Origin of the sequence: Prevotella melaninogenica (genome assembly GCF_003609775.1) — a bacterium.
Classification (GTDB): domain Bacteria; phylum Bacteroidota; class Bacteroidia; order Bacteroidales; family Bacteroidaceae; genus Prevotella; species Prevotella melaninogenica_A.
The window spans coordinates 600,378-619,534 of record NZ_AP018050.1 but is presented as its reverse complement, the minus strand read 5'-3'; the positions used below and the strand labels follow the sequence as shown (position 1 = coordinate 619,534).

At 43.5% G+C, this 19,157-nt stretch carries 12 protein-coding genes and 1 pseudogene; 4 read left to right on the top strand and 9 right to left on the bottom strand.

Annotated features, from left to right (window positions below; all coding sequences use genetic code 11):
- Positions 1-27: 27 nt before the first annotated feature.
- The 9 genes and pseudogenes from PMEL_RS09160 to PMEL_RS09120 all read right to left on the bottom strand — a co-directional run bounded on the left by PMEL_RS09160 (position 28) and on the right by PMEL_RS09120 (position 13,410).
- Positions 28-267: a F0F1 ATP synthase subunit epsilon gene (locus PMEL_RS09160; RefSeq protein ID WP_120175022.1), complete on the bottom strand. Its 240-nt coding sequence runs from the start codon at positions 265-267 to the stop codon at positions 28-30.
- Positions 268-306: 39 nt separating this feature from the next.
- The gene (gene atpD, locus PMEL_RS09155) at positions 307-1,830 is read right to left on the bottom strand and encodes a F0F1 ATP synthase subunit beta (RefSeq protein WP_120175021.1); all 1,524 of its coding nucleotides are present in this window, start codon (positions 1,828-1,830) and stop codon (positions 307-309) included.
- 63 nt (positions 1,831-1,893) lie between these two features.
- Positions 1,894-2,871, bottom strand: coding sequence for a 6-phosphofructokinase (gene pfkA / locus PMEL_RS09150; protein ID WP_120175020.1), 978 nt, complete (start codon positions 2,869-2,871; stop codon positions 1,894-1,896).
- Between the two features lie 1,008 nt (positions 2,872-3,879).
- Positions 3,880-5,070, bottom strand: coding sequence for a YncE family protein (locus tag PMEL_RS09145; RefSeq protein ID WP_120175019.1), 1,191 nt, complete (start codon positions 5,068-5,070; stop codon positions 3,880-3,882).
- Between the two features lie 26 nt (positions 5,071-5,096).
- Positions 5,097-7,510, bottom strand: a pseudogene (locus tag PMEL_RS09140) (TonB-dependent receptor).
- Positions 7,511-7,517: 7 nt separating this feature from the next.
- Positions 7,518-8,111: a TetR/AcrR family transcriptional regulator gene (locus PMEL_RS09135; protein WP_120175525.1), complete on the bottom strand. Its 594-nt coding sequence runs from the start codon at positions 8,109-8,111 to the stop codon at positions 7,518-7,520.
- Positions 8,112-9,182: 1,071 nt separating this feature from the next.
- Positions 9,183-10,823: a hypothetical protein gene (locus PMEL_RS09130; RefSeq protein ID WP_120175018.1), complete on the bottom strand. Its 1,641-nt coding sequence runs from the start codon at positions 10,821-10,823 to the stop codon at positions 9,183-9,185.
- 17 nt (positions 10,824-10,840) lie between these two features.
- Positions 10,841-12,958: a TonB-dependent receptor gene (locus PMEL_RS09125; RefSeq protein ID WP_120175017.1), complete on the bottom strand. Its 2,118-nt coding sequence runs from the start codon at positions 12,956-12,958 to the stop codon at positions 10,841-10,843.
- A gap of 131 nt (positions 12,959-13,089) precedes the next feature.
- Positions 13,090-13,410 carry a hypothetical protein gene (locus PMEL_RS09120; RefSeq protein WP_120175016.1) on the bottom strand — a complete coding sequence of 107 codons (321 nt, stop codon included), beginning with the start codon at positions 13,408-13,410 and terminating at the stop codon, positions 13,090-13,092.
- Positions 13,411-14,027: 617 nt separating this feature from the next.
- Between PMEL_RS09120 and PMEL_RS09115 the strand changes: the two genes are divergently transcribed.
- From PMEL_RS09115 to PMEL_RS09100, 4 genes are all read left to right on the top strand, one after another.
- Positions 14,028-14,699, top strand: coding sequence for a hypothetical protein (locus tag PMEL_RS09115; protein WP_120175015.1), 672 nt, complete (start codon positions 14,028-14,030; stop codon positions 14,697-14,699).
- A gap of 70 nt (positions 14,700-14,769) precedes the next feature.
- Positions 14,770-16,722: a hypothetical protein gene (locus PMEL_RS09110; RefSeq protein ID WP_120175524.1), complete on the top strand. Its 1,953-nt coding sequence runs from the start codon at positions 14,770-14,772 to the stop codon at positions 16,720-16,722.
- 457 nt (positions 16,723-17,179) lie between these two features.
- Entirely contained in the window at positions 17,180-17,842 is a 663-nt protein-coding gene (locus PMEL_RS09105) for a hypothetical protein (RefSeq protein WP_120175014.1), read from the top strand.
- A gap of 12 nt (positions 17,843-17,854) precedes the next feature.
- The gene (locus tag PMEL_RS09100) at positions 17,855-18,748 is read left to right on the top strand and encodes a hypothetical protein (RefSeq protein ID WP_231999465.1); all 894 of its coding nucleotides are present in this window, start codon (positions 17,855-17,857) and stop codon (positions 18,746-18,748) included.
- Positions 18,749-19,157: the final 409 nt, after the last annotated feature.

The following is a 19,157-nucleotide window of genomic DNA, read 5'->3' as shown; positions in this document are numbered from 1 at the left end:
ATTCAGCTGTCTGTCAGTTATATTTCTTTAGATTTCTACACAAAGGCTGACTAAGTTCTTCTTCACCTCAACGAATCCGCCAACGATCTGAAGCTCCGTCTTCGCCCCTTTTATGCTATAAGCTACCTTGCCCTCACTGAGCGTAGAGATGATAGGTGCGTGATTATCAAGAATCTCAAACGGTCCCACTGTACCCGGAACCAACACACTATCCACCTCGCCTGTAAAGACAATCCTTTCGGGAGAAACTATTCTAAGTGTCAACATAGACAATTCAATTATTATTCAGTTTGTACAAGAAGACGATTACTTAGAAGCCTCCAAAAGACGCTTAGCCTTCTCCTTGACATCCTCAATCGTACCAACGTTCAAGAACGCCTGCTCTGGCAGGTCGTCAACCTCACCATTCAAGATAGCATTGAAGCCCTTGATAGTATCCTCGATTGGTACCATAACACCCTTAACACCAGTGAACTGCTCAGCAACAGTAAATGGCTGAGAGAGGAAACGCTGTACACGACGAGCACGGTTCACAACCAACTTATCCTCGTCTGACAACTCGTCCATACCCAAGATGGCGATGATATCCTGCAATTCGTTATAATGCTGCAGCAACTGCTTTACTCTCTGAGCACACTCATAATGCTCCTTACCAACAATCAGTGGGTCAAGGATACGTGAGGTACTACCCAATGGGTCTACCGCTGGATAGATACCAAGCTCAGTAATCTTACGGCTTAACTCTGTTGTTGCATCCAAGTGGGTAAAGGTAGTAGCTGGAGCAGGGTCGGTCAAGTCGTCAGCAGGCACATAAACCGCCTGTACTGAAGTAATAGAACCATGCTTTGTAGAGGTAATACGCTCCTGCATCGTACCCATCTCACTCGCCAAAGTAGGCTGATAACCTACGGCTGATGGCATACGACCCAACAACGCTGACACCTCAGAACCAGCCTGTGTGAAACGGAAGATATTATCGATGAAGAACATGATATCAGCTGCCTCACCATTCTTACCTCCGTGATCGCGGAACTCCTCAGCAACAGTCAGACCTGAGAGTGCCACTGATGCACGTGCGCCAGGTGGCTCATTCATCTGTCCATAGACAAGTGTTGCCTGCGACTGCTGCAACTCCTCCTGATCAACAAGTGAAAGGTCCCACTTGCCTTCATCCATTGCCTTGCGGAACTTCTCGCCATAACGAATAACGCCTGACTCCAACATATCGCGAATCAAGTCGTTACCCTCACGAGTACGCTCACCTACACCAGCAAATACTGAGTAACCATTGTGACCCTTTGCGATGTTGTTAATCAACTCCATGATAAGCACCGTCTTACCTACACCAGCACCACCGAAGAGTCCAATCTTACCACCCTTCATATAAGGCTCAAGTAAGTCGATGACCTTAATACCGGTCTGAAGCATCTCTTTACGTGTAGAGAGGTCTTCATACTTAGGAGGCTCACGATGGATAGGATAAGCACCTTCCATGCTCAGTGGCTCCATACCGTCGATAGGCTGACCGATAACGTTCATCATACGACCCTTAATCTGGTCGCCAGCTGGCATGACAATAGGACTGCCTGTTGGTACAACCTCAAGGTTACGCTGCAGGCCGTCTGTATTATCCATAGCCACACAGCGCACGGTATCTTCACCGATGTGCTGCTGTACCTCGATAATCAAATCCTGCCCATTCGCACGTTTTACGCGTAGGGCATCATGAATCTTTGGCAGAACCTTCTCAGGATTCTCTCCCTTGGTATCAAAATAGACATCGATAACAGGACCGATAATCTGGGAGATGCGCCCATTAATCTGTGACATAAATATCTTTGTTGTTTTTTATTATTATTTCCTCTATATATAAATAAGGTGGAAAGACCCCTCTTAGATGCTCAACTCGTCGAGAACCTTAATAAGTTTCTTGTCGAAAGGCTTATCAGAACGAATCGCCTCAGACAATGGTACGTAAACCACCTCATTGTTTCTAACGCCAACCATGATGTTACGCTGCCCCTGAAGGATTGCCTCAATAGCACCAACACCTGTACGGCTGGCAAGGATTCGGTCACGTGCTGAAGGACGACCGCCACGCTGTAAGTGCCCAAGAATTGACACACGCACATCGTAGTCAGGGAACTCCTTACGCACACGGTCTGCATAATACATTGCACCGCACTTAGGACTCTCAGAGACAATAACGATACAGCTCTTCTTTGACTTACGAATACCACGCTCCATGAAACGGCCCAACTGGTCAACATTAGTAGAGTCTTCTGGAATAATAGCAGCCTCAGCACCGCTGGCAATAGCCGAGTTCTGTGCAAGGAAACCAGCATCACGTCCCATCACCTCCACGAAGAAGATACGCTCATGGCTCTGGGCAGTATCACGAATACGGTCAACACATTCCATAATAGTGTTCATCGTCGTGTCATAACCAATAGTACTATCCGTGCCATAAAGGTCGTTGTCAATCGTACCGGGCAGACCAATGCAACAAATATCAAACTCCTGTGCAAAGATCATCGCTCCCGTCAACGAACCATTACCGCCAATGACTACTAACGCATCAATGCCTTCCTTCACAAGATTGTCGTATGCCTGCTGGCGACCTTCCATCGTTGCAAAGCTTTTTGAGCGTGCCGTCTTGAGAATCGTACCGCCCTGACCGATAATACCACTGACATTCTCTGTGGTAAAAGACTTAATATCACCTGTTATCAATCCTTCATAACCACGATAGATACCCTTGATTTCAAAACCATTATAGATACCGGCTCTGGTCACAGCACGTATTGCTGCATTCATTCCTGGGGCGTCACCACCAGAGGTCAGAATTCCAATTGTCTTTATTTTAGCCATATATCGTCTTAGAACACTTTTTAAATTAAATCTACCGCAAAGATAACAAATAAAAAGTACAAAAGCAAAGCATAATGGGAAAAGTTACCAACATCTTTAAAAATATCTTATATCAACCAACTTTCACGACGTTTCTATGACTTCATTAATATATGCTAACCCGAGATTATCACAACAAATCCGCACTACCTTCACCCTACCCACCTCTGCTTTCTTTATTTTTCGGAAGAAGTGTGCTTGCTTACAAACCCTCCCCAAGATAGAACAATAAAGGAAAAGTACGACTTTATATGGAACACAAAAGGCAGGTAAACACACGCTATGAAATAGTAGTTTTTATTTCTTCCTACTCTGAACACTCCAATCACAAACCTTCATTTTGTAATAAAAAATTCACCAATCAAAAACAAATAGATGCCTAATCGCCTTCTAAAAGACGCCCTATTGGCTTGCAAAAGATGCCCTTTAAGCCCCTTACTAACGCCCTTTTGAAGTCTAATTAGGCACCTTTTGAAAACCACATCAGCAACATCCTGACACACAACTACTTACAAAGGCATTAAAAGCACTCCTTTTCTTGCCCTTTTTCTGACTCCCAATCGCTTATTTTTGTAATAATATTTCAAATCCCCAAACAACATAATATTAAACCCCAATCGGTCATTAGACCACTAATATGTATAATGCTTATTACTATGGTATTGTTTCCTAACATCTTATATTTTCTTAGCGGCATCTTGTCTGTCTTTGTAACTTGAAGTAGCCTGCTACACCTGCGTTACAAAGACAACAATCTGCTCAATAATAAAACAAGATATGTTTAGCCTCTAATGACCGATTTGGGTTAAATCAGAAAAAGGGGAAGAAGGAATATCTCCCCCCCTAACAACCACACAAAGAGCCATCAGCATCCACCAAGCAGTCCTTTCCCTTGAGGGTATATCAAAAATGATACACCCTCAAGAGAAGGGACAACTACTCTTTCTGTGGATTCGATATGTACACAAACTACCTCAACTCATGCACAAAATATGGTGCACCAGAGGTTTTTACCTTGAGAGTCTCGTAGGTGGCAGTGGCTGGATGATAGACAGAATAGCCCATACCTTGGTCGGTGGACATACCGAAGATGATGTCATTACCCGACTTACAGAGGGTTGCAGCCCACCCAGCTGTGGCAGAGAGGTCCAACTTTGTACAGCTCTTATTGTAGAGATTAATCTCGAAAGGTTGGAAGCATTTATCGTGAACATAGTCTGGTGGATTACTTGCAGCACCTGGGATGTTCAGGTAAGCATACACCTTTCCGTTGCCGCCATACACCTTCATGTAAGCATACGAGGTTTTATTGCCTTTGACTCCTACTAAGTCAACATCCGCAAGGGTGAAGCAGTAGGATTTATCAAAGTCAGTCTGACCTTTCTTAATACGCAGAAATCCCTCCTTGACACCAGGTTGATAGCCGAACATCGCTACACAATAAAAATAGATATCACCCTTCTCATCGATGAAAGGGTCGCCAGCTGGCGACTCACCAGAGGCCATTGAGACACGAGAATCACTAACGACTTTGATAGGTTTATCGGTTTTTGTGTCAATCAAAGCCACGTAAGCCCCTGCTTCACAGACGTATGTAGACTTCATTTGACTAAGTGCCACATAGAGTATTCCGTCTCTTATGATAGATGCGGCAGGCTCTGGATTATTATCACCAGCGGCTTTCCCTAAGGAGTACTCCGCCAAATCAATCTCTCCAACCTTCTCCATTGTGGTAGGATTGATGATGATCACCTTTCCTAAACCAGGACAAGAGACGTATGCCTTATGGTCGGAAGCGAAGGTGATGTGCATTGCTGCAGCCCCACTTGGGAGTAGGATAGTATTCCCTTCCTGCACTAACTTTCCCTCTTTCTGGGCATATTTATAGATGCGTTCGGTGTCGGTTATATACACTTTCGCCTTATATACGAAGGTATAAGCACCCTTGGCAAACACCAAAGCATTGTCCGTATTGAGCGAACCAACGTTCATGTCTTTGAAAACACTTACGTATGTATTGTCTCCGATGTTAACACTATGGACGAAACCCATCTCCGTCTTTGCCGGTGCAGGCGGTGTGTCAGGTGAGTCTTTGTCGCAAGATAATAGTCCGACGGTCGTGAGCAGCATTATAGCTGCGGTTAAGAAATAATGTTTCATTGTGTTTTGATTAAAGAAGTTAATAATTATAAGCTCATTGCCCCACCTGCCAGTTTGTCTCTGAACAGGTTGAAGCGTAGTTTTGCCTTTAAGGTTCTTCCGGGCAGAGGCATCTTAAATTCCATGTAGTTCTCCTTGTTGAAGACGTTTTCTAACTCAAGGCTCAGTGACATATTATTATGCCATAAAGACTGTTGGAGCCCTATCGTAAAGACATCATTGGATGGGATACGCCATTTCCTACGCTCCTCTGCAAGTGAACTCATCTGCCATCCCCAGTCAAACTCGCCCACATGCGACACGTCAATATATACTCTCGACAGCTCTCGGCACCCTATCAAGCCCTCTGCATGGTACTCCATGCCATAGTTATAGTAAAAGGCAGGGATGTTAGGGACGTGCTTATTATAGGTAGGGTTGCTCGTTCCTTGTTCGTCATTAAACCATCTTTGCCTGTCTCGGATATCCTGTAAAGTCAGATTAAAGTAGAGATAGACATTGCGTGTGACGTCCACCTTCACGTCAGTGTCCATTCCAATGGTCCTTGTCTTCCCTAAGTTCGTATAGATAGAACGTGTGTCAGCAGGAAAGAGTCTTATCATGTTCTTCATCATCATATAGTAGAAATTCGTCTCCCACTGTACCCTCATGAGTCCACATAGTCCTCTTCTATCGACGATAAAGCCAAGGTTCAGATTATTCCCCACCTCTGGCTGCAGGTTCACCGATGGTTTGATGCTTATCCCATTGCCAAAGAGTTCGCCCGTATCAGGTATCCTCACATTATGCGAAAATGACAGCTTCGCCCGCACATCCTTCCACAGTTCATAGCTGAAGCCCTCACTGAACCCATAATACGACCGTTCCACACGGGTCTGCTTGGGTGCTAACTCGTCTGTTATCGCCCCTTTTACCAGTGCGTCACTGGTTCTGTAAACCCTTGAATTAAGGTAGTATATGCTGATTGTCAATGAGTTTTGTAGCCGACGATTATCTGACACAAACAGATGACTGAGCCCAATGTTGTTTGCAGTCATCCTACTTGGATAGGCACTGGGGTCAAAGCCAAGATAGCCTTTCATGCGTTCGTCCTTAGGAGTATAAGCCGAGTAGGCGTATTGGTCATTGAGATTAAGAGTGTGCCGACCCCGTGTATATTTCAAGTTAAACTTACTCCTCACCTCAAACTGCCGATCATGCGACTCGTTAAAAAGGTTGTCGTCCGTCTCTCCTACGGCTTGCGTGACTGTTCCGTCCCATTGTCTCCTCGTAGTGGCGGTGTCTGTCATATTTGAGCGGATAATGGGAGTAACGATAGCATACTTCATATCCAATCCTTTAACGAGGAAGTCACGTTTCTCTAACACAATATTTGGCATGATATTTATCCCTTTTGTATAGGCATGTCGAGCGTCGAAATTAAGTGCCTGTATTCCCTTCTCATTCTTATAAAAGGCACACTCCAGGTCGAACTTATCAAAGTAAAGTTTCCTAAACCCTAACCCAACATGATAGAAATTGGCTTCGTAATAGTCGTTCCTACGTCTCACCTTTCTATATGCCGACGCAGGTAGATTGGTCTCGAACACTGGCCACGACATCATATAATCATTTTCGACTTATTCTTAAAGAAGGCCACGTTAAATAATACCCCCGGTCGGCTAAAGAGCTTTTGTCCACTTACGAGTGTCTTCACCGTCCCAAAGGATGCCAACTCTTGTGTGAAGCCCACCAAGTCGCACTCATCTTCTCGCGTGACGATATTGATAGCACCTCCTAAGCCATCTCCGCCATACTCCGCAGGAACAATCCCTTTATACACCTCGATATACTTGATGACATCTATCGGGATGTCATTAATATCAAAGGACCCGTCAGGACTGTTCAGTGGGAACCCATCAATATACACAGCCACACGCTTCCCTTCTAAGCCATGAACCGAGATGCGCGACGCACTCCCCAGTCCGCCTGATCTCCGAACCTTAATTCCTGACGTCTGCGTCAGTATCTCCTCTATGCTACTCGCTCGTCCTCTCAGTTTTACTCCATCCACAACTGTCACAGCCATAGGGCTTTGCCGTATCTGATTTATCTCCGCACTCTGCACTGAACTCCGCACAACAACCTCACGAAGCGAGGTCGATGAGGGGTCGAGATAGTAGTCTCTTGTCGCATCACCACCCACCGTAACGACCTCTCTAAGCCGTTTGTAGCCTACAGCCGACACCTCTATCGTATAGGCACCCGCTGCGGTAATCGTCAGCTCATAACCGCCTGTCCTGTCAGAGAGCACCTGCTGCTTCGTTCCCTTAACTGCTATGCAAGCTCCACAGATAGGAGTCGACGTTTCTTTCTCCACTATCTTACCCCTTAACAGCCGTTGGGCCGCCACGAGCAGAGGGCACAGACATAACATTGTAATAAGGATTAATCTCTTCATACCTAACTTATTGTTTTATGAGTTCTTGCCACCCTGCCGTATTGTAGCATATATATTCGGCCAAAGCCTGCCTCACTTCCTCCTTTCGAAGGTCGGGGTTCATCACAATCTCACCGATGATGGTCACCCATGTAGAGGCGTTAATACGAAAGAAGAGAGGCGACACTCTCGTCCCCACCTGCTCCATGTAAGTTTTACTTATCGCCACTTGTTCGTCGATAAAGTTCTCACGGAAATTCTCCAAGGAGGTACCCTGCGACTCAAAGAGCAGTAGTCTCAGCTCTTCCTTATATAAGAAAATGATACGAAGCATTTCCTTTAGAAAATCCTTCTGCCGTTGTGGGGAGAAATCAAGGTGCTTTTCTTCGTGTTCACCCTTGCTATGCGACGCCATTCGTTCGCCTATCACAGAGAGTAGCGGATGCAGGACAGCACATAAGATGTCGTCCTTTGTCTTAAAATAATTATATATATTCCCCAACACAACACCGGACTTTGCCGAGATTGTTCGCATCGAGGTCTTCCTATATCCACACTTAACAAATTCACTGCGGGCAGCCATAACAATCCTACTCCGCACATCTTCTTTTAATGTTTTCATTATTATCTTATTAACGGACAATGTTTTATTTTGTTCATAAAAAAAAGCGTATTGCATTCATTCTGCAGTACGCTTTCAATTGCTTGATGCTCTATGGCATTTTAATATCTTCTCCATTCTGTCTACTTTTGTTGCAAAGATAGGCGAAGATTTTCGTCTTGTCAATACTTACTAATAGGTATTTTAACCCAAATCGATTATTAGAACCTAAACATATTTTGTTATATCATCGAGCAGATTGTTTGTCTTTTAGGCGCAGACGTAACCTGCTACGTCAAGTTACAAAGACAGACAAGATGCCGATAAGAAAATAAAAGCTGTTAGGAAACAATATCATATCATCGTAAATCTCTGCCCTCTATGAGAAAATTCATTCGCCCAACGTTATGAAATATTATTACAAAAGAGCAAGACAAAAGATGGAGTAAAAGACTAAAAACGAGCATTTTAAACATCGTTATAACTCTCTTGTGTTCAAGTAGTTGCAGAAGTGATTTTCAAAAGGGCGTTAATAAGACTTCAAAAGGGCGTTAGTAAGGGGCTTAAAGGGCATCTTTTGCAAGCCAATTGGGCGTCTTTTCAAAGCCAAAAGATGATGTTTTAATTTTGAAGATGTGAAAGATTTTTACAATCACACATAGATAAAGAAGACAGAAAGCATAAAACAAAGGTTCTGTGTCATCAATAACCTTTAGGTTTCTGTGCGTCCTATGGGCTCTGTTTATCTGTGCTATCTGTGAGAAGATAAAGAAACAGCGACTCTATCACGGCATTCTATCACAGCATTCTCTCACAGATGACACAGATGAACAGAAAGAACAGATTTCCTTTTTGTACACTCAAACGCTCAGAGACCTAAAGGTCGGAGAACTCACAGAGTTATAGTTGACGATTTGCTTGTGCTGGATTTGCGTTTTAACGTTCTGTGTTATCCATAACCTTTAGGTTTCTGTGTGTCCTATGGACTCTGTTTATCTGTGCTATCTGTGAGAAGATAAAGAAACAGCGATCATATTATTTCCTCCCCTATCGGCATCAAGAGCGGTAGGGATAAGCCATTGATTTTCTCGTTTAGAACCAGAAACCAGCATCGCTGTGCTTGCTGTCTCCGTGGAAATTCCACCAGAAATCGAGGACGGCTGTCTTGATGTCGGTTATTTCAAAAGCATCCATAAGCGAGCGAATTGACACCATGTTGCTCTCTGAATAGTCCTTTGCATCGTTGCTTAACTTATCAAATTCAGTGTCGAAAACCTTTGAGTCGAGTTCGCGCTCATCGCTATCCATATAGATATTCATCGGCACAACGATGGTTGGCAACCATGCTTCCTCCTTCAACTGGCGTTCGGTTGGTGCGTAGAAAGGACTTGCTTCGCCATTTGTCAACTTAGAGTTACGAGCGCGCATCAGGCGAATTTCGAGGTTAAACTGCTTATGCGTACGCAAGAACTCGAAGTAACCTTTATGACCGATAGGATTGTTTTTACCAAAGAATTTAGCACCATCAAACTTGTTAGTCTTATTCCATGGGTCTGTATCACAGTAGACATAATTAAAGAAATCAGGAGAGTTAACATCGGTTGCCTCCTTCTTTCCGCCATAAGAAGGGCGAATATTATCTACCATAAAGAAGTGCTGATAGTGGCTGTCTTCGCCATTATTGAAAATTTGAGAGGTGATTTCGTTGCCCGCCTTGTCGTAATAGTGGATGACAAAAGCCGACTCATAAAACCTCTGACTGCTACCCATAAGATTCACGCTCTTACCATTCTGTGGGTCAGCCACCCATTTTCCATTCTCCAAAGTGTAAGTGAGTTTGTAGTTACGTCCGATATACTTCAATTCTTTTGGTGTTGGGTTCTGATGAAAAGCCTTTGGTCCATGCAAGTGACCGTTATAGATTTCAATCACAACCTTTGCAGGATTGATAAGTGAAGGGTCAGTAGTACTCTCCTCAGTTGACTGCCCATCAATCACGATAGGCAGTTTAACGTTGATATCCCAAAGTCCAGTGCTAAGCAACTTTCCAGCTGGATTGTAGAAAGGAGAGGCCTTTCCGTCGTCACCAAACTTACTTCCTGCAGCGTGGAGCAGGTCGATAGAGAGTGTAAACTCACGTCCCGGCTTCACGAATTTGATAAGACCTTCAAAGCCCATAGGATTTGTGTCGCCAACGAAAGTGCCGTTTAACTCGTCGATATAACGGTAGTCATAAGGCAGTTCTGCTTTGTTTGTGACACGCACAGAACTCGTCTGTCCATCATACATCACCTGCTTGAACATTGAGAAGAAGTGTTGATGAATCTTGTCCTGACCGAGATTGTAGAACTGACTGTTCATCATTTCGCCCTTTGCATTATAATAGTCCATCTTCAGAAGATAAACAACAGAAGGGTTGTCAACGCTATTCTTTACGTTGAACGACTTTGTTGGACTTGTCACGTGCCAACCTTGACCAGCCGTTGTCTGCCATTCTATCACTTGAGCAGGGACAGAAGCTGCCTTGAAGTTAGCCATCTTCGGTGTGTTGTCGAAGGCAGAAACGTTGTTGAGCGTTCCCTCTTGGAGGGTGAAGACAGCCCGAACTGGGTCTTCATGCAGTTTGTTTTCTTTCTCATTCTCAGGCTGTTCAGGGTTACAAGCCACGAACAGCATGGTCATTACTGCACTAAAAGCAAGTACAAGACCATTTATTAATCTTTTTGTTTTCATCGTTTTTATCTTTTTAATTAGAAGTTCCATGTAATCATACAGCGCACGTCACGACCCATATCATGGGCATAGTAGCGGCTGCGGTTGGTGTATTCCTTGTACTCACGATTAAGGATATTGTCGCCCATCAGACCTACACGAAGCGACTGTCCCTCACGCATTGGCACCGAGAAGCTAACATCAAAGCCCATGAGATGATAGGCCTCAGGACTCGTTGTGATGAGGTCTGTGGATGGGTTGAAGCGTGTTTGCTTAGCCACAAAGCGATGACTGAGTCCTATCTTTGGCGAGAATGCCTTGAAGAAAGGTAGCGACCACGTCAGCGAATGGGTCAGACGGAAGCTCGGAATATAAGGAAGATAGGCGTGAGAAGGCATTTCGCGCGCCCAAATCATTGCCGTAACAAGATGATAATCGAGTGATGACAGTGGGCGGACATGGGCATCTAAGTCTACTCCTTGGAAGAAAGCACGTGTCTGCTTGTACTGAAAGACAGGGTAAGCCCCCGACACGACTGTGATATTCCGCCCCGTTGGCTGGTCGTAGATGTAGTTGTTAATCCACTGAAGATAGCCATCGAGCTGAACATCAAAGTATTTATTAGTATACTTCAACGAGGTAATCCACTTGTAACTCTGCTCTGAGAGAAGGGTTGAATCGCCTTTCACAAAGATACCAGAACTAAGTTCGTTACCATTGCTATACAATTCATAGACGTGTGGGGCACGCCAAGCCACACCGAAATGTGATGTCAGTTTCAGTTGTTTGGTGATGTGGTAATGACCGCCAAGACTATAAGTAAAGTTCGTAAAGTCACGCTTTCCGCCATATCTTCGTCCTGTCCAATCATAGCCGTCAGCCTTCGTTTGCTGTCCATCTAAACGCACTCCAGCCTCCATTCCCCACCGATCGGCAGTGTATTTCTGCAGCCCATAGAGTCCGAAAGCCACTTCTGTGTAATTAGGAATAATCGGAACAACGCCCGTTCCACGCTCGTTTGTATTGTCGGTTATTATCAACTGCGCTCCAGCCTCGCTCTTCCAATGCTGATAGCCCTTGTTCCAAACGAGTGAATTCTGCAACGACTTCAAGTGTAAACTGACCGTTGGAATGTCCGAATGGTTCAGACGTCGGATGCGGTTCTCACGTCGATTGTCTTGCTGAAAGGTTGATTGAAAGGCAAAATGTCCTATCTTTTCGTGATCATAAAAGGCCTTGAGATAGGCAATGTGATGATTGATCTGCTGAAAAGGATAGTCTATCTGTCGACTGAAAGGCGTGAAATCAACGGGTCTGCCGAGCCTGATACGCTCTTGAAGCAACTGCTCATTGCCCATTTGTGCACTCTGCATAACGCCCAATTTCTGTGTAAAAAGACTATACCCTGCCTCCACTCTCCAGCGATCACGGCTGTAGCCTAAGGCGAGGGATAGGTCGTTTTCACGCATTCCGGTATTGTTCAACAAGTAATGAGCCGTACTTCTGTCGCCTCCATTCTCAGTATTTAGATGCAAACGCCACGCCCAATTACCCAGCCACTTAAAGCTACTTTCAACATAGCCTGAGGCACCGAAGCGTCTACCATTTGTGCCATAAAGCCCCGATACCATACCATGAAGACCACTGACATCATAAGGTAAGGGTGAAGGTTGCATAAGAACAATACCGCCAAGTGCCTCAGAGCCATACTTTACAGCATCAGCACCCTTGACCACTTCGATGTTACTATAACTGTTTTTATCGACCTCTGGCGCATGATCTGCACCCCATTGCTGACCCGTCAAACGTGCACCATTGCTCACCAAGAGTATGCGATTACCATACATTCCATGTATCACAGGCTTTGAAACAATCGTTCCTGTCTGGATAGAACTCATACCACTAACTCCCTCAAGCAGTGAGCCTAAGGAGCGTCCCATAGCGTTTGTAATGGCTGTTTGATTGATTTGACTGCCTATCTGATTTGCACTCATCATCTGGCGACGAGTAGAAACAACTACTTCACTTAGGCAAATAGAATCATGAGCGGGCTTAGTGGTATTCTCATTCTGTGCTACTAATGGCATAGACCAACATAGCAACGCGAATAAAACACCTGCCCACTGATGCTTGCCTGATTCTGATTTAAGCATCATAGACTAAATATTAAATGTCAATAGACGGCTCTTTCGCCCCCTTAAATGGGCAAAGAACCTACGAAAAGTTTGTCATACGGACATGTATGCACACCTTAGTGCACACCTATCCCATATAAATAAGGTGATAATTAGCCCACTGTCGGAGGCGAATGGCTATTGAGAGAGACAATAACCTGATAGACAGTTTGTTCTGTAAAAGAACATCTTGGAACCCAACTTATCGCTACAACAGGCTGAAAGACGGTTGCCTTGGCTGCAGTAGACTCGTGCATTGTGAAGTCACAAGTACTACAAACCTGCTTCACCGAAGCATCGTGGCTTACCGAAGCCTTTTCAGAACAAGGATAAGAAGTGTTATGATAGTGGAAATCTTTGAGCAAAAGCATAGAAGTGAACACTAAAAGGAGTGCCCACGCATAGATAAGTTTTATCGTTGTCTTTTGCTTCATCTATTTCCTATAATCGGCATGTAAGTGAATTGTTACTCATGCCTTAAATGAATTTGGGGGTAAAATTACGAAAAAAATAGCAGGTATCTCGCATCCACCTATTTATTTTTCTCATTTTAAACATCGTTAACAAACACCGTGCCCAATTGTTTTCTGGTTCTTCATTTTGGACAAAAAAGGTTCTTCCACTAAATCCTTGGACATTCATCATTGTGTTTGTATAAACTTAGCTTTTGTCTCTTTGTAGTGACACATACATGGTTTTTGTATAAATATTTCAAAGGATAAATTCGAATTGATGCTCTTTTGCCTTTGAAAAGATGCCTAATTGGCTTGCAAAAGATGCTCTTTTGAAGTCTTGTTAACGCCCTTTTGAAGTCTTATTAACGCCCTTTTGAAATGCAATTATGCAAGTCCTTGATTGTCTGATGGTTGCGTAAAGACTTAAAAACGTCATTTTTTGGCGTTTTGGCGTTCAAACACTTGTCAGATTGTAAAGATATTCTCATATCACTTCCTTTGCTTTTTACACTTTTAACGAAAGCAAAAAAACACAACAAAAACTTGCTTTATAACACAAAAAAACGTAAATTTGCAGCAAACCCAACATTGACAATATGCAAAAGTTGCAATGGGAAAGAATAAAGGTATTCGTCCAACGTAAAGAACTATCGCTGGTTACAGCCTTCCACCTTGGCTCAATCATCCTCTGTGGACTGATTTACGCCCTACTGCCCGAAGACATCCACCTACGCTGGGGACTGTCTTACTGGCTGATATGGATTGCCCTCTTGTCGCCCATTATGCTGATGATTGCAGCACGGAAAAGTGAAAGGAAGTTAGTGATACGCCTTTACAGCGGAGTGATAGGCATAGGACTTTGGCTACTTGCCATCTTTCTTCAAGTCATAGGGGGCGATATCTTTTTCCCTCCAACCTGCTTCTGTAAAGATGGTGATTACCTTGCAAGGCGATACCGTTACGACTTCTTCGACAACAACATGACGGCTGTTTACAAGGTTAGCGGGCTGACAGAACGGAGAGTTGCATTCTATAGCTACAGCAATCCCGACTCTATCAAGGTCTATGAGTCGCTGAATGTCATCGCTTTCTACTGTCCTTCCGAAATACAGGAAGACCCATTGCCCAGCGACACCATCGCTCCTCTCCGTGTCATCGAACAGCTTTATGACGACACAATGGAACCTGAACGGAAAAAGATAGAACAACTTGCCCACCAACTTAATGCCCGGCTCGGCTATACGCTGACTGGAAAACAAGAATACTAAAGTCATAATTATGATTACCTATATGAGAAAAGTAAAAGCTATAAACCCAAATCATAAAGTTCAAAGTTCAATGCTCAAAGTTCAAAGAATTAAAAAGTTCAACTTTAAACAACCAGTTTTCCTTGTCGCAACGCTCCTCTCTATCACCCTTCTTGGTAGTAGTTTCAGAAGTGGTAAGACTGATGTACACGAGATGCCAGACAGCATTCAGATAGCTATTGACTCCATAAACAAGTATAATATCTTTGCTGCTACCTACGTACTCGGTCCAGAACATCATCGCTCTGGACAATATAATTACGCTGATTGGCTGCGCCGTCACGCCACACCCGACCAGTTAGCCGAGATAGCTAAGACAAATCCTAATCCTGCCACTCGTCTTTGGGCACTTAGAATCTTGTTAGAGAAACCTCACAAGCAAGTCTATGATGTCCTGAAAGCAACTATCAACGACACCACAGAGACTGAGCAGATGAGTTATTGTTTCTATAGCAAGGTCCCTTATAACCTCAGATCTTTCTCCCTCTACTATTTTGATCAAGTGAATAGTCAGACACCAGAAATGCAAGAGGCGATTGACAGTTTAGCTTTCTTCGACTATATGAAACGTTATGGATATTCCTATGGAATACTCAAACACTTCAAACCTAAACAGAAATACTATGCAGCTGTAGTCGAAGCTGCCGACAAAGGACAGGTAGAAGTCCTGCCATTACTCATCAAATATAAGAATCCTAACGACTTACAGCACATCCGTAAGTTGCTGCAAGCTGACTTTGAGGAGAACAAGCGACTGACATACGATACCCGTGAAATCCTCGAAGAATGGGGAAAACCAGACTTTGAAGAATACGCAAAAAGCGTTTGTCAAGCCGTTATCGGTAAACCAGATTACTTTAGTGTAAGAGAGTATTTCCCCCTTCTTTGGCAATATCCTGCACCTTGGAGCTATCAACTTCTCGAAGATATCCTTTCTGGTAAAGACAGATATAGTAACATTCACGAAATAAAGGAACACTTTATAAAGTATGCTAAGGAAGGACCTATCCCTCCTATCTTCCAACCACTGTACGACAGATATCTAAAGGAAAGACATACAGTCAGAAGTGGAAGACCACAAACGGAAGAGTCGCTTAAAACGCTTAGAATGGCTCTTGACGCCTTAAACAAAGAGACTTTCTTTTCTGAGGAAGAGAAAGTGGGCTCCTCTGATCGTTATCGTTTAATGCAATTTGACTATGCTGACTCATTGCGCTACAACGCTACAAGCGACCAATTGGCTGAGATTGCCCAAACAAGTCCTTCGCGTATCACACGCCTTTGGGCATTCAAAATCCTGTTGGAGAAACCCAATGGGCAAATATTCAACATTCTTAAACAGGCTATAAACGACACAACAAAAGTAAACTATATATCCAGCTCTGAAGAAGAATTCAAAGTTCCCTTCCACCGTTCTATTCTCAGCGTCTACTATAGTAACGTAGACGAGGACCTGCCTGAACAACAGCAAGCAGCCATTGACAGCTTAGTCTTCTTTGATTATATGAAAAAATATGGATATGAAGAAGCCTTCCTTCAAGACCTCCAACCACTCAAATCCTATTACCCAACCATCATCAAAGAGGCTGACAAAGGCAATGACGAGGTTTTGATGTTCCTTGCTCGATACAAGAACAAGAACGATATCGCGCGAATCAATAAGTTTCTGAAGCGCGATTTGAAGAAGAATGGGGAAATGACCAACGAATCTTATTGGCTTCTTAATGCGTGGGATAAGCCAGACTTTGAATGGTATGTAAAGACCATCTGCCAAGCAGCAGCCAAAAAGAAGACACATTACGGTCAAACTCGTTACATCAGCCTCCTTTGGAGCTACCCTGCACCGTGGAGCTATGATATTTTTAAAGATATGATTTCCCAAGAAGAAAAATACAAGAACTTCTCAGATATAAAGGTTTTTCTTCAACAACAAGCGAAACACGGAACGTTTCCTCAAGTCTTCCGACCGCTGATTGAGAAATAAGTGAAGTCTTATTCTCACAAAAACCATTACTCTTCTTTTAAGCTATCACACGTATACTTGTAAACTTTTTTCACACCCTCATCAACCAATACATGACCTTTTGGCTTCTAAAAGATGCCTAATTGACTTGCAAGAGGTGCCCTTTTGAAGTCTTGTTAACGCCCTTTTGAAGTCCAATTAAGCACCTTTTCTGATGCTACTTTATAACTAACTGATTTCCTGTTGGTTATAAACACGCTTTTTATATGTGTTTTTATCCTTATTTATAGGGGTTTTACTTGAATTTATGTAATGATTTTTCAAAGCATTATCCACCACTTCGAAGGAGTATGAGAAAAGGCTCTTCTATATCGGAGGATGAGAAAAGAAAAGATAGTGAGAACCACAAAAAACATAACAAACACTTGCTTATTAATGTAGAAAAACGTAAATTTGTCCCATAACTAACTTTAACAATATGCAAAAACCACAATGGAATAGAATAAAAGACTTGGTTCAACGCAAAGAACTATCGCTTGCAATGGGCTTACACCTTGGTGCAATATTCCTCTGTGGACTGATTTATATCCTGCTACCCGAAGACGTACACCTGCGCTGGGGACTGACTTACTGGCTGATATGGATTGCCCTCTTGTCGCCCATTCCGCTGATGATTGCAGCACGGAAAAGTGAAAGGATGTTAGTGATACGCCTTTACAGCGGAGTGATAGGCATAGGACTTTGGCTACTTGCCATCTTTCTTCAAGTCATAGGGGGTGATATCTTTTTCCCTCCAACCTACTTTTGTAAAGATGGTGATTACCTTGCAAGGCGATACAGATATGACTTCTTCGACAACAACATGACGGCTGTTTACAAGGTTAGCGGGCTGACGGAACGGAGAGTTACATTCTATAGCTACAGCAATCCCGACTCTATCAAGGTCTATGAGTCGCTGAATGTCATCGCTTTCTACTGCCCTTCCGAAATACAAGAAGACCCATTGCCCAGCGACACCATCGCTCCGATTCGTGTTATCGAACAGCTCTACGATCGCCTGATAGAGCCCGAACAGAAGAAAGAAGTGGAACAACTTGCCCACCGCCTTAACGCCCGACTCGGCTATACACTAAATGAATAAAAAGATATAATAATGAACTACTTAGTGCTTAAACAACGTATTTATCTTGTCATATCAGTCCTCACACTGATAGCTTTAGGCAGTGGCTATGGCTCTTGCACAAAGTTTTCAGACAGGTTATCTGATAGTGCTATGGTGGCACTCGATTCCTTCCACCACTGCCAGTATATGGCTCTTTCAAGAGACATCGGTATGGCAGGGAGGCAGTCAGAGCAATTTGATTATGCCGATCAGCTCAGCCGTCACACAACTGCAGAACAATTAATGGAGATTGCCAATACCGATACTTCACGCATAACAAGGCTCTGGGCATACAGAATTCTACTGAAGAAAGCTGACAATCAAGTAATTGATGTATTGAAGCAGGCATTAAAAGATACGACATACGTAGCGTTGGAGTCTGGCTGTAGGGGCTTTGAAGAACCTTACAATCGCGCTGCTATCTCTATCTATAGGTACGTTAGCTACGAACTTAAACTACCCAACCAGTTGCGTTTCTCCCTTGACAGCCTCATCTTCTTCGATTATATGAAGCACTATGGCTTTGAAGATGGACTACCCATAGACTTCAAACCCCATAAGATTTATTATACCACAGTCATCGAAGAAGCCGACAAGGGGAATGATGCTATCCTCCCTCTCCTCGCTCAATACAAGAATCCCAATGACCGTCAGCGTATCAACAAGTTGCTGAAAGCCAATCTAAAGAAAGTAGGTGTATGCTCCTATGAGGCATGTGAAGCCATCGGCAACTGGAACGACCCTGCCTTCGAGTGGTATGCTAAGGCTGCTTGTCAAGCTACAATCAAACAAGAAGACTATTATGATGATAGGGTCTTCCAACTTCTTTATGCCTACCCTGCCCCTTGGAGCTACCAAATACTTAAAAAACTGAGGGGATTATAGTAACAGTGACACTGCTAAGGATTATCTTACATAGCTATATAAAACGTGCCCCGTTCCCCCTATTTTCAAACCATTATACGATAAATATATGATGAAAAAGATGTAACCTCAACAAAAATAACGAGCCCTTCCCACCCTTTTCATAAGGAAGGAGGGGCGATGTCTTAGACATATCTCCTCTCCATATACGCTTCTTTATGTAAAAAAAAATCTAAAGCTGAAAATTGAAAGGGCACAAATAACATTCAAATTAACGCCCAATTGGCTTGCAAAAGATGCCCTTTTGAGGTCTTACTAACGCCCTTTTGAAGCCTTACTAAGCACCTTTTAAAATCCCGCCTTGCAACTATTTGATAACAAACAACTTACAAGGGTGGTAGAAAAGCACGTTTTTAGCTGTTTTTTCGAC